Source organism: Halanaerobium congolense (assembly GCF_004366375.1).
Lineage (GTDB): Bacteria > Bacillota > Halanaerobiia > Halanaerobiales > Halanaerobiaceae > Halanaerobium > Halanaerobium congolense.
In genome coordinates, this window is record NZ_SOEF01000023.1 from 1 (window position 1) to 14,157 (window position 14,157).

Annotated in this window: 10 protein-coding genes; all 10 read right to left on the reverse strand. The window is 30.1% G+C overall.

Annotated elements, in window-relative coordinates; genetic code table 11:
• Positions 1-79 precede the first annotated feature (79 nt).
• The 10 genes from C7954_RS09020 to C7954_RS09060 all read right to left on the reverse strand — a co-directional run bounded on the left by C7954_RS09020 (position 80) and on the right by C7954_RS09060 (position 14,029).
• A complete protein-coding gene (locus tag C7954_RS09020) occupies positions 80-2,857 on the reverse strand; it encodes an AAA family ATPase (protein WP_134059641.1) in 2,778 nt (925 codons plus the stop codon).
• A gap of 24 nt (positions 2,858-2,881) precedes the next feature.
• On the reverse strand, positions 2,882-5,677 hold the full coding sequence (locus C7954_RS09025; RefSeq protein ID WP_166667706.1) for a DEAD/DEAH box helicase: 2,796 nt from the start codon (positions 5,675-5,677) through the stop codon (positions 2,882-2,884).
• A 556-nt stretch (positions 5,678-6,233) separates the two neighbouring features.
• Positions 6,234-6,371, reverse strand: a complete 138-nt coding sequence (locus C7954_RS13675) for a hypothetical protein (protein WP_166635514.1) — start codon at positions 6,369-6,371, stop codon at positions 6,234-6,236.
• Between the two features lie 286 nt (positions 6,372-6,657).
• On the reverse strand, positions 6,658-6,807 hold the full coding sequence (locus C7954_RS13680; RefSeq protein ID WP_166635513.1) for a hypothetical protein: 150 nt from the start codon (positions 6,805-6,807) through the stop codon (positions 6,658-6,660).
• Between the two features lie 254 nt (positions 6,808-7,061).
• Complete coding sequence (locus C7954_RS09035) at positions 7,062-7,451, reverse strand: JAB domain-containing protein (RefSeq protein ID WP_166667707.1); 390 nt, start codon at positions 7,449-7,451, stop codon at positions 7,062-7,064.
• An 18-nt stretch (positions 7,452-7,469) separates the two neighbouring features.
• Positions 7,470-7,733 carry a hypothetical protein gene (locus C7954_RS09040; protein ID WP_134059650.1) on the reverse strand — a complete coding sequence of 88 codons (264 nt, stop codon included), beginning with the start codon at positions 7,731-7,733 and terminating at the stop codon, positions 7,470-7,472.
• Positions 7,734-7,917: 184 nt separating this feature from the next.
• The gene (locus tag C7954_RS09045; RefSeq protein WP_134059652.1) at positions 7,918-8,169 is read right to left on the reverse strand and encodes a hypothetical protein; all 252 of its coding nucleotides are present in this window, start codon (positions 8,167-8,169) and stop codon (positions 7,918-7,920) included.
• Between the two features lie 240 nt (positions 8,170-8,409).
• Entirely contained in the window at positions 8,410-12,324 is a 3,915-nt protein-coding gene (locus C7954_RS09050) for a DUF6079 family protein (RefSeq protein WP_134059654.1), read from the reverse strand.
• A gap of 2 nt (positions 12,325-12,326) precedes the next feature.
• Positions 12,327-13,121 carry a hypothetical protein gene (locus C7954_RS09055; protein WP_134059657.1) on the reverse strand — a complete coding sequence of 265 codons (795 nt, stop codon included), beginning with the start codon at positions 13,119-13,121 and terminating at the stop codon, positions 12,327-12,329.
• Between the two features lie 5 nt (positions 13,122-13,126).
• Positions 13,127-14,029, reverse strand: coding sequence for a hypothetical protein (locus tag C7954_RS09060; protein ID WP_134059660.1), 903 nt, complete (start codon positions 14,027-14,029; stop codon positions 13,127-13,129).
• Positions 14,030-14,157: the final 128 nt, after the last annotated feature.

Below are 14,157 nucleotides of genomic sequence, written 5' to 3' on the forward strand. Positions count from 1 at the left end.
CAACTCAAAAAGTTATTATTTAGTTCTTAAATTAGATAATTTTAGAGTTAAACCAGAGGAAAATTATATTTCGTGGTTGCTATGAATAATTCAGGTCTAAATAACTTTTCATTTCCTGCAGCTTTTTTTGATCTTTATCTAATTTAACTAATTGATTATAATGTTCTCCCCAGCTATCTACATGATCTCTGAATTCTGCAAAATCTTTTTCTAAGATTTCAAACAATTTTAAAGCTGTAGGATGAACATTTTTATTTTTAAATTTCAATAAATATTCTTTTTGCTTGCTATATTTATCATCAGCCTGATTCAACTTTAAATTATCTATTTTAAGCTCTAAAACCTCTAATATATTTGTAAATTCTTTTTCTAGATTATTTAGAATTATTTTTCCAGAACCATAGATCACTTTATTTAATTTCATTTTTAATTGATTTTTTAAGGATTTATTATAGTTAAAGGCATTAACAATTTTGTTAACAATTGAATTCACTTTTTTCGCCTTGTCTTCTATTTTTATTTCAGGCAAATTATTATCTATAAAATTAGCAGCAAAATTATCCCATTTGACAATAAGTTCTTTTTGAATAATTTTGCTTTCAATATATGCTTTAATCTTTTTCCAAGTCTCTTTTGTTTCTGGAAGTTCCTGATTTAAACGGACAGATTTAATAGCCTCTTTCTGCCCCTTATCTAATAGACCAAAGAAGCTTAAAACATTCCAGGCATTTTTCCCATTTTCAACTCTCTCAAGAGCCTGATCAATAAACTTCTGATAACTCTCGTAATCATATTTATCATTAAGCTCTATATTATCTGTAAAACTTAATTTTTCTGCCTCTTTTTGCATTTTATTATTTAACTCATTTATTTCTTTTAAACTTTTTTCAATATTATCCATCTCTTTTTTATTGTTTTCAATAAACTCCAGAGCCCAGCTTTCTTCAATATCAGAATAAATCTCATTTACTTCTTGAGTAAAATTATATGCTTCTTTTAAATCATCTAAATTATTTTTTAACTCTAAGCCCTCAAAATATTTATTAATATCTGCTTCTTTTTTTGCAATTTCATACTTGTTTTCTGCAATCTTTTCAAATTCTGCTTTGGTTATTATTTGATTTAGATCAGGTAGCTTATAATTTACCAAATCTTCCAGATTATCTTCAATATCTTTTCTAATTTTTAAAGCTTCACTGAGACTTTCAGCTGAAGGAATATTTGTCGAATGTAGTTTTATGATCTCTTCAAATTTAGTTCTTTTTTCTTCTATTTCATAGGCAGGAAAATCATTAAACCATTCATATTTATGTTCTTCATTTTTAACAAATCTCTGAGCATCAGCTGGATATAATTCTTTATCCATTGGTTCTATAAATACTGCCTTATCAGCATTAGATAATTTTTTCATATCTGCTTTGATAGACTCTAATTTCTTTCTTTTATGTTCAAATGATTTTTCCAGATTTGATCTCTTTTCAAATAATTGGGCTTCAGATGAGTTGGAAACTATATTAGTGATATTATCTATTACTCTTTCCAGCCTCTTAATCCTGTCATCATCATTTGATAAAACAGTCATACTTAATTTTTCAACAGCATCAGGCAGCATATCAGATAACACTCTTAAAGCCTGTTCTTTTTCACTGGTCACTAATACTCTTTTCCCACTGGCGACAAAATGAGAGACAAGATTGGCAATCGTGTGACTTTTACCAGTACCAGGAGGTCCCTGGACTACAACTCCCTGACTCTGCTGCAGATAATCTAAAATCCGTACCTGTTCTTGGTTGATTTTCTTAGGAAATAAGACCTTCTTATCCAAAGTGCTGTCCCACTCGGTGTGGGTATCAATTTGACTGTGATCAATTTTTTTATCTTCCGGTGGAGTTAAAATTTGTTCTAAAATTGGATTATCAATAGCTGAAGCATTTTTTATTTCCTTTTTAAATTCATCAATATCCTTTATCTGTTCAACAATTGTTTTTTTGCGGGTAAATAAAAGCCAGCCGTCAAAAATTTTTAAATCCTGACTAATCTTAGCTGAATCTAATTTGTCTATTTTTTTGACTTCCGCACCTGGAGCCAGTCCTTTTAAAAAATATAATAAATCAAGAAATCCCTCTTCAGTAGGATCTGAACTTACTAATTCATTGAAGACCTTTTTTATACTTTCTCTTTCTGACATAGATGTAAATTCTGAAAGTTGCTCGTCCTGTAACATCCAGCTTGCATCATCTGGATATGTAATTTTTATTTCATTTGATTTACCATCATAATTAATAGTCATATTGTGGGTAATAACTGGATAATTGAGGAATGAATTATCTTTCTGCCACTGCATTAAACCATAACCAACTACAAACTCAATATTATCCTGATAATCCAGAGCTTTTCTTTCCTGGAATAACTTATTATAAATATCTCTGATTTTTAAAACCGGCTCAATTTCTTCTAACCAATTTTCTAATTTATTTACATACTTCTGATAGCTTTCAATTCTTTGATCCTCATCAGAAAAATATATCTCTTCTTCCTCTCCAGTTTCATTAACAACAGATTTTTTATTTATTTTAGTTGGCAGAATGTATTTATCATTTTCTTCAAATTCAATCCATCCTTTTAATATTTCTGGTATTTCCGGTCTCTCTGGCTCATCTGGCCTCTTAATTGTTATTACTGGAGGAGATAATTCTGTTTCTTTTTCTATAGTAATAAATTCTTCAGACTGAAACTGATATTCGTATAATAAAAGGTTGTTGTAGTTATCAACATTATAGGTTACCTTATAACTCAATCGAATGACTTCTTCTAAATATTTAAAAAGATTTAATCCATTTTTTACAATATCCTGCATATATCATCTCTCCAATATAATTATTTAATAAACTTCTTTATTTTTTTCTTCTTTTTCTAATAGCGGCCTCTGAAAGATAAACTCAAAAGTATTGCCACTTTTAATAACTTTTCTAAATTCATCATACATCGGGAAATCACCAATACCACTAACTTCTAACCAACCTTTAGTTCTGCTTAGAGCTACAAACAATTGGTTTCTTAAGGCAAAATTACTTTCATCTTCTGCAATTTTATCCAGACCAATTACATAGACCATATAAGCTTCATTACCCTTGGCTCTGTAAGTAGTTGTAAAGGTAACTCCACCCTCATTCCAAAATTTATTTCTATCTTCATTAGGAAATTTGGGATAAAAAATATTATTTTTCAGTGCTTTAGGAATATAAATATCAAATCCTTCTTTATTGAGCCTTTTAGCAGCTCTGACTTTTAGATTATATGCTTCTCTACTCTCTCCTAAAGCAATAACTAAAATATCTCTACTTGGCGAGAGGCCATCGACTTCAATATTATATTTTATTTTTTCCACTAAATTGTTAAGCTCTTCCTTACGAGTATTATAGCTGTTAAATTTTATAATATCCTCCGGCCATAGTTCCGGTACCCGGTTGGGAGTCATTTCTTTAGGACGATGTAAGACTACCTTCTGTCCTACTGGATTAAAGCTCCCTTCCTTTATTTCATAACCTATATTTTCCCAGTCTTCCTGAGTTGTATAGCCTCTAAGCATTCCGTCTTTTCTTAAAAGCCCCATTCCTATTGCATGAGCTGCAGTTAAAATTGGGCCAGGAGTCCTGTAGCATTTATTCATAATTTCACTTTTTCTAATTCCACCGGGATGAAAACCACTGACCAATCTTTTAAAATGCGGATCATCCCCAAATAGCTGTGGTGCAGTAGGTATATTTAGTGAATTCAGACTCTGTGCTTCATCATAAGCCCAGATCAGACGTTTATCCTTATCTTTATCTATTGTTTTTAAGCTCTGATAAGCAAGCCAGTAAAATGGCTGTTTATTCTCATATTTTATTTCTTCATTATCAACTACTAAATCCTGAGCTTCATCTATTAAAACTGCATCATAAATTTCTTTTATTTCAGCAACATCTTCCAACAAATATTTGCAGGCATGAACTAACTTTTCATTTGGGGCTCCATCTACTAATTTTTTTCTTCTAGCACTTAATGGTTTTTTACCATGAGCCTTACACAATTCTCTATAAAATCCTGGCTGATCCTTAGCTCCCCAGGCGTGTAATACTTGTAAATTATTATTATTTGGATCATATTCAACCTTGCCATTACTAAATCTTTTAAGCCATTTATTTACCTCTTCGATGACGCTATCATATAGGCTGCGGGTAAAAAATACTAAAGCTATTTTCCAGTCAGGATGTTTCAAATGCATATGAGCAGCTTTTTGAGCTAAAAGTACAGTTTTACCTGAACCAGCAATTCCTCTAATCCGCTGGGGACCGGGTGGTATTGTTTTACCAATTACCTCCTGCTGCATATCTACTTCATAAAGATCCTCTTTAATTTTCTGTTTTATCTGACTGCGCTTTTTCAATTTATCCGATTCATTAGTGGAATTAATATCTGTAGAACTTTGAACACTGTGAGTAATCTGACCTGTTAATATCATTAAGATATCATTCCAGGCTTCACTGCTCAACTTTTCATTTCCTGCTAAAGTATCAATTTCTTCAATTCTATTCAAAAATTTCTTCGGTGTTAATTGATCTTTAAAAATAATTTTTTTATCATCAAAGTCTTGTTCTAACCATTGCTCTTTAGTTATCTCAGGTAAAATCACTGCAGAACTCTCTTTAATTCTTCTTAGGTTTCTATTACCCTGATAAAGACCCTTTAGTTCATATAAGTTATCTTCAACTTTATAGATCACTTCCTGGCTGCTGCCATTTTTAAAATTCCAGCGCTCATACTGAGCATTAGTCAGTTCATCTAATTTAATATCAATTATTTCTAAGACTACAACACCTAAATCTTTATCAATTATTGTAATATCAGGTTCTTTATGTTTTTCGCCTCGTTTAGAAAAAAGCGGATAACGCCAGTAGGCAAGACACTGTCTGCCGCTAAAAGCTCTTCTTACAGCATCCCAGGAGTCTTTATAAGCTGGTGTTTTATCTTCAATAGTATCTGTAGTTATAAACTTATATTCTGAACTAATTTCAATGCTGTTATCTTTATTAATTTTAATAATATTATTTTCATCAGCATTAAATACTAAATTGCTGCTTATTTCTCTACTTTTTTCTTTTCTGCCTTCTATTTCCTGACTGTTCTGATTTTTTTTCAAATCATCTATTTCCTGCTGTAGTTCTTCAATCAGACTATCATATTTCCTTTTAAGTGTTGTTAAGTCTGATGTTTGCTCATCATTTTTTTCGGGCAGTTTAAATTCTTCTGCTTCATAATTCCAGTCTCCATAAAGCTGCATAAACCAGACAGCAAGTTTATGGCTTAAAGAAAGCAGGGTTTTAGCAGTTTCAGTCGAATCTAAAGACTCATGTACACCTTTATTTCCTTCAATCCTTAAAGTATGGAATACATCTTCAATTTCTCCTTGAATTAATTCTTCTCTTTCCAGTAATTTTAATTTATTAAAAAAACTGTTTTCTTCAGGTTCTTCTAAATTATCATAGGCATATATATAATCTACAATCTGTTCTGTAAACATCCTTAATTTGACAATTGTAGTATTTGGGTCCTGATATAAGTTTTCTTCTGCCAGTTCAGCTATTTCTGCTAAATTTGACCACTTCGTCTTTAAAAAAGAGAAGTTACTCTGCATTTTAAACCACCTCATTCTAAATATTATGTCGATTAAAGTCGTAATTTGTCACATATATTTTTTATAATAACTTTTATTTCCTAATATTAAATATTCGTTAAATATTGGTGTTTTCCTGCTTTGAAGGTGTTTTTCTTTAGCCTAACATAAGGGTATGACAGCCTTATGTCGCGAACTGGTGTATAAATGCAAAAAACCCTCCTCAAATGAGAAGGGATAATTATAAATTATTCAAAATTAATTCAAATGCTTTTTCTTCAAGTTTTTCACTTATCCAAATACCATTGTTTCTCATATTATTAATAGCCTTTTTAAGACCAATATTCTCTCCATTATTTATTGCAGAAATAATTTAACAGCCATTGCCATTTTTGCTTCTCTTTCAAAAACTTCTGAACTTTCTTGAAGCAAATCAGGTAATGTGTCAGGATACTCTATTTCAATTTTTTTGTTCATATTAATTACCCCCATCAATACTTTTGATTTCTTATATTTATACTATAGCATTATAGTTTAAATGCAACAAGAAATTCTTAGCATTATTATTGATTTTAAATTAGTAGATCAAACATAATATTAAAATTATTGAGCTAAATCTATCCTGTAATCCATCAGCTTTTTTTCTATAATAATCAGAAAAATTCTTTTCAATAAAATCAACTAAATCCTCCTGTCTGGCCTGCCCAAAAGCCATTCTGTAGACTGCCAGTGATTTTTATTTTTTCAGTTGCTCTTAAGTGGCTGCTTTCCCTGCTCATCGGATAACAGGGGATATGTCTTTCTATTGCATAATTTTCTTCCTCTTCATTTTCAAAAATTCAGAATGGTTCTAGATCATTCATTTCTTCTTTTCTGTCTGCAGCTGCCTGACTTCCATAGATGTCAGTACTTCGATAATAGGGGGAAGAAGGGGGCATCCAGATTATAATCCCCAACCCCTTTGATATTTTCGCTGTGTAGCTTTGTTATAGGATGAAATTTTAATATACACTTCCAGTATACATTATCAATTTATCCTGGTCATAGACCGCCTCCTCTAGTATTCCTTCAAAGTATTGAAAAACATTTTCATGAGCTGCTATTACATCAGCTGTGGTTAATGGTCTATCAAACCATTCTACACATTCCAAGTCCTAACCTTTTCATCAATCCAGAAACTGCTGTCTACTTTATTAATTTCATATTTTCTTCCTTTTTGATAATTTTTTTCACTATATTAATAAAATCTCCTTTCTGAAATTTTATATAGCCTGTAAAATGTTAATTTATTACAATATTACTATAGTTTAAATTTCTTTTCAAAATAATTTATTACAATTTTATCAGTCTATTTAATTAAAATAACTATATAATATTATTTCTAAGCTATTAATATCTAAAGTATTTATATTCTGCAATTATTTTTTAAACTAAAACAGCTATTTTTATCCAAAATAATTAAATGATCTTTTATATCCATCTGTAAGCGATCTGCTTCAATAAAAAGAAATTTATTGAATTTATAATACTTATTATCTATATCCTTAATATTTTGAGGAGAATTATATGCTAAAATTATAGAAAATGCATCCAACATAAAAGCCTTATTAAATAAATCATCTGTTCCGATTTTTTTAAAAGCATTTTTTCCATGCATTAATTCTACTACAGCAGTCATTCTATTATAATAATCAAGTGTTATCATACCAACTACTTCTGTCTTCTTATTTATTTTTAATACCTTTATAAATATATCTATACTATCCGCTGATTTAATTATTTTGTTTTTAAGCAAATATAACAACTTCCTTTCTCAAATTATTTTATCATCATGTATAATATTGTTATTTTTAATTACAGCATCAATTTTCCCAGTAGATTTTTTCCCCTTATTTAAAACAGAAATATCGCTTAAACTACTAAATGTTTCATTAGCATACTTGTCTATCAAAATTTCTAAAAGTCGATTCTGTTCCATTTTAAGCAGTTCTATAGCTTTTCTTGGATCATTTGCTTCTACTGTTAACTCACCACTATGATATTCTGTCCAGTTACACTCAATTTTAATTTTTTTCATTATTGATCATTCCTTTCGTAATAAAAACATTATAATACATTTGGTTGTTTTGATCAAATGGTCATAAATTATATGAGTATTATTTTAAAAATAAAAAAAGCAGCCACAATTAAGCAGCCACTTCAATTAAATACTCTTTCAAAATTCGGAATGTATTTGTTTAAATCATAATTCTCTATTATTTCTAAGGTGCCAGATCTATTCTATAGTCCATCAACTTATCAATATAATACTCAGAAAGATTTTCTTCAATAAAATCAACTAAATCCTCCTGTCTGGCCTGCCCAAAAGCCATTCTGTAGACTGCCAGTGATTTTTTCAGCTGATCTAAGTGGCTGCTTGCCCTGCTCATCGGATAATAGGGGATATGTCTTTCTATAGCATAATTTTTTCCCTCTTCATTTTCAAAAATCCAGGATGGTTCTAGATCATTCATCTCTTCTTTTCTGTCTGCAGCTGGTATTTATTATTTTCTTTAACCACTTCATCATAATCTAGGGATACAGTTCTTAAACCTAGAGATGAAATAACACTTTATTATCTGCTTGATTTCTTACAGCAGATCCCACATATTTGCTGCTTCTCCATCATATAATTTTTTTGAAATTTTTAGAGAATCAATTGTTTCTAAAAAATATCGAAAGGGATAGATAATATTAAAAACAGGTAGCCCATTTTATTCATCTTTTATTGAAAGTACAATTCGATCATAATCAAGTTCCTGATTCCTTTCCAGTTCTGAATTAATCTTTTTGAGCAGCAGTTCTTTAACTTCATTTGTTTTCTCATCTATCTGATCACTGGCAATTGTTCCTCGATAGAGATCAGCAATCTCACTCAATTTAACTTCAACTGGATAAGCTGAATCCAGAGCTTCATTGACTGCAAGCACAAAGTCCTGATCAACAGCATCTAATATTTTTTCCTGCTGATAGACTTCAATATTTTTAAGCTGACGCAGTCTGCTTTCAGGCTGTTTTTCCAGATAGATATTAATCTGTTCAATAAACCTCTTTCCTTTTAATTTTTCTATATATTCTTTAATTCCAGCCATTAACTGTTCTCTAACTTTATCCAGACTGATCTCATTAAAGCTGTGTCCGAGAACATATCCACAGGCATGAATTGGTTTTTGATCTAAATTATCAGTTTCTAATCTAACACAATGTGGATAATAATTTTCTTTGATATTTTTCATTTTTTGGTCTAAAGTTGTAGAAATTTCTATCTTTTTAATTTCCTCCAGTTCTGAGAGTGTTTTATATTCAGCCAGATCCTTAACCCGCTCTAGAAAGCTCTGATATTTGCTGTGATACTTATTATGAGCTTTAATATATTTTTCTTTATAAGCTTCTTTAACTTTTTCACTTTCCCTTAATAATTCCTTAATTTTATCTGCTTTTAAAATTATTTCAGCTAAATTATCATATCTCTCTTTTATCTCTTCTACTTCTTCCAGCTTATAATCATAACTATCAATTCCTTTAAAATAGGTGTAATAGTTTAAGAGTTTAGAATCAAGGCGATCATCATTAATTATCGTAATTATTTTTTTCAGCTGATAGTACTTTTCTTTAAAAAACTGCAGGTCATTAAATTTCTTCAGCATGATTTCTCTAAACTTCCTCAGTCCATATTCTGACTCTCTTTCTTTGATTGAAGTAATTTCATCAAGAAAATCATTGAATTTTTTAAAGACATTAAATTTTTCTTTAAAATCAAGATACTGTTCAGTATGTCCACCCAGTCTGGCCAGATTATCCTTGGTTCTATTAATATCACCTTTTAGCTTCAAAGTGAACTGAATTAAAGTTTCCCAATTTTTATCCTGGTTGGCAGTTGTTTTAGTTGCTCTAAAATCTAAATCTAACACCTCAAATACTTTTTCTATGTCATTCCAGACTGTGCTGTTGACAAGTTTTCCTTTGCTGATAGCTTTAATCTTATCTGCTAAAGTTGCAGAACCACTGTTGAAATAGGTTATATTAAATTTCTCTGAATTAATAACATCATCATTTTTATCCCTGGCTCTAATGCTGCCGTAGGAAATTAAAGCGGCCAGTATGATTTCATAACTGTATTCCTGTAGACCCCATGGTTCTTTTCTAAACTTATTATATATTTCCTTACTGCTGTGCCATTCCTCATCACTTAAAATTTTAGTTATCTCTTCAAAAATTTCATTTTCAATTTTTAAGCTGTAGTATTTACCATTATAATTTACAATATCTAAAGGTTCTGCTATATTTTCAATTTCGCTTAGTTCTGCATCAGTTTTAAGTGGAATTATGAAATCTCTGATTAAGGAGTTGCTCTGCCTGCGGCTGATGCTTTTTTTGTAGTGTGGATGTTTAAGATAGAGATCATCTAAAATGTGATCCAGAAAATGTTCCATTATTCTCTTAACATCCTGAAAATGCTGTATATCATCAACTTCAGTATAGTGATTGATTAACTTTCCATTGGCATAAGCTCTTACAACTGCTTCTTCTATCTTGTTTTTTAGATTATCTCTTTCAGTTTTTAACTGAGCTAATTTTTGTGTTTCTTCATCACTGGCAGGATTAGAGTATTTGCCAATTAAATTATTGGCAGCTCTATATTTTTTGAGATCTTTTATTGTTTTTTGATCTAAATTTTGAGGTATCCAGAAAATCGTTCTCTTGTTATCCTGTGCTAACACTTCAGCCCTTTTGGTTTTAGAATTATAGTTATCATAAAAGGGAGTATCTAAAATTAAAGCAAATTCAATTCCTCTTTCTTCAGGCTTAAAGGATTTCAACTTCATCTCATCTGTAATTTTTTTATAATAGTTAATTCCTTTTCTAACTGTGTTTCTCCATAAAAATTCTTCTGACATCTGATTTTGATTTTGATGAACTTTAAAATTATGAAATGTTTTGCGGTTATTATTGATAAAGCTTGGAATATCAGGCATAATATCATTTTCATTCAGCAGATGTACAGCTTCTAATAATTCTGACTCAACATTAATTCCACTCGCATTAGGATTAACCTGCCAGTAAAATTTATCTTCTTCATCTTCAATGCTGATCATCTCTAACCCTTTTCCACGAACATCCTGATTAATCGTCTTTAAGATTTCTTCTATTTCTATATTAATCATGGAAAGTCCGACTCCCATTCCCATATCAGCCATTAAAAATTCTCCCAGCTGTTCTGCACTAACCGGCTCTTTATCTCTAATACCATAAATAATAAGAGCTTTTATAACTCTATCTGCCAGTTCACTGTCTTCATTAAATCCAGGTTTGATAATTGCTTCATGATAAACATTTTTATAGAGATCATAGTATTCTTTAAAGCTGTTGTAAATCACATCATCTTCAAAAATATCATAAAGATCATCAATTGTTATTAACTTTTTAGCAGAAGTGTTTAAACGATTACTGACTATTTCCCAGCTTTCTCTAACTGCTGCCCGCTGCCGGGAACCATAGCTGGAGAGCTGAACTAAGGAATTTACAAATTCATGGTGGAAGGGGTAGAGTTTAATAAATCTTTCCTGACTGATAGATTTTTCCAGATTGAATTTATTATTTTTAAGATCTTTATAAATAGATTTAATACTCTTGCGCTGATTTTCATTTTTTATAATAATCCTCTGATCAATAATTTCTTCGATATCAGCTTCACTCAAATTAATTGGTTCAAATCTGTCAAAAACTTTTTCTTCTTCATCTCCAATGTATAATTCTTCATCAATTATTTCAGCCGGGTTTTTCTGAACAGCAGCTAAAAGCCAGATCGGAAGCTCTTTAATTCTCTGACCAAGAGCCTGCAGTGTTTCTAAACTTTCTGATTCCTCATTTTTAGATTTCTTTTTCTGCAGAAATTCTGATAGTTCATCGATAAAAATTACCAACCCGTCAAAATTAGCAGCCAGAACACTGCTGATCTGCTCCAGACCCTCATTCATATTAGGATAAATAATTTCTCGATATTCTTTCTGACTGAAGGAGCCTCTCTCTTTTCTGTAAGCTATAATTATTTCTGCCAGTCTGGAAGTAGCATCTGCTTCTAAAGCTTCTTTCCATTCTGCAGCGCTGACATCTAAACTATTTTCTAAAATATCGTAGAACCATTCCTTTTTCAGTCCTTCATATTCATTATTTAAAAACTGTTTTACTATCTTTGCATCTTTTTTGATAGTCAAATTAACTCCATTATTTTTAAATTCTTTTTCTATCTCATCAAATAGTTTTACCTTTAAGTTATTAACCTCACTCAGAGTAAAGTTAACTGTTAAATAATTTTTATCGGCAAAAAAATCGAGATACTCTTCCTGTATATCATCAGCTAAATTGGCCCAGTACTTACTGCCCTGCAGCAGAACTGTAATATATGACATAAAATGAGATTTACCACTACCATAAGCACCCTGTACCCAGAATCCCTGGCCTTTATCTAAAGTCAAACTATGTAAAACATTTTTGAATTCTTTTTTAATTTGAGAGGTCACTACATAATCATTGATTACCTGTTCTCTGCTGTTAATAACTGCTTCATCCATTGTTATAACTTCTTGCGGCTTCTGACTTAATTCAAATAGATCACTGTAAGTTTTCATGTTTATGACTCCTCCTTAACTATATAATCTGCAAATTGCGCAGCGTTTTTATGTTTTAAAACATATTGATTTAATCCACCACGAGGCTCGTAGGATAAATATCCTTCCTTCCAGCCAGACTGCAGAAATGAATCAATAAAATTTGGATTTATTAGCAGCAGTTTAGGAAATTCTGCTTTTTCTTGAATATAGTCCAACGATGGATTTAAAATGTTAAATTTATTGTATTTTGAATTATCCCTGCTGTATTCGTTGTAAAGTGCATAGATTACAGTTTTTAATTCAGGCTGGTAAAAGTTAATTAATATGTCTTTCCCATCCTGTTCAGCCAGTCCAAAATCAACTAAAGCTTTTACAGAAGACTGAGCAGTTTTAGCAACTGTTGCCTGACTGTATTCCATAAACTGGTTTAAAAAAGTTGTTAATTCTTCTCTCTTAACACTTGTTTTCCCATTGTTTTGTAAAAGTTTGGGATATATTAATTCCAAAATTATCTTTCTAAAAGCAGCTTCTGTGTAAAGATAATTTAGGTACATTAATTCTTTTTTTAGAATTATATTGCTGTTAAAAAGTTTAATCATTGGCGAATATAATATTTTTTGATTCTGATTAAAATCTAAATATCTTTTTTTAATCTCACTCCAGCAGGTATTTAAGCTGCTTTTTGAATTTTGATCAACATCTACATTATCCATCAGTTTTTGATAATCTTCATATTTTTCGTCTTTTATCTGTTCTAAAACCTTAAGCCCCTCATTAAGATAAGTACTTTTAGTTATTGAATTTAATTTTGCCAAGATTATTAACCCCTTTCTAAAATCCTTTTAATATTTTTTTCTAGTCTCTCCGTTTTATATTTTGATTTATCAACTTTGGGTATCAAATCTAAAACTTTTTTCCCTAAATATTTATATTTTTCTTTATTTTTATTCTGCAGAAACTCATCAAATAATTTTAAATATGCCTGAAATTTTGCATCTCTATTCCAGCTTCTTGAACCATAATAATTATCAAATATTTTATAAAACCGATTGTAATCTTTCTTTATTTGATCTCTAAATATTTTTTTTGGAGTAGTAATTTTTTCACCTTCTATTAGTTTCAGAATTTCGGGGACATCATATGACTTTTCTTTTCTAAAATAAAGAAAATCCTGATAATTTCTTGGTAAATCATAGCTTATTTCCTCTTCCAGCAAAAACTCATATAACTCATCAAAACTGAAAATTTCTTTTTTAATATCTAATAATATTTCTACAAAAGATCGAAAATAAACACTTAGATTTGTTATTTTTTCTGCTTCTTCTCTGTATTCATTTAATTCTTCAGTTAAATAAAACTTAAATGTGTCATCTGCTTCATGTTCAATAATAGTAATTTTTTCATGATTTCTTAAAAATTCCAAAAGTGTTGATTCTGCAGTATCATAGGGATGAGGAGATAGAAAATTTAAGAGGTCTCTGAAATCCCTAAAATTTATAATTTTTTCGTATACATGTTCAAATCTGCTGTTTTCTTCCATTAATGATTCAACATGATAGGTTATTAATTCCATTTTATGCTGGCCGCAGTAATCAACAGCATCTTTTAAATTAAAAGTTGATCTGAATTCTGTGGCGCCCAGCCATTCTAAAACATAATTTTTTAATAATTTAGTTAAGATTCTTTTAGTATATTTTTCTGAATCAATTGAGTTTATGTACATTATACTCACCTTTATTTAATGGATATTTTATTAATAACTCTAAATATTCTGTCGATTTAAGTCGTAATTTGTCAATAATATTTGCTTGCAATAACTTTTATTTCATAATAATATTATTCGTCAAAAAA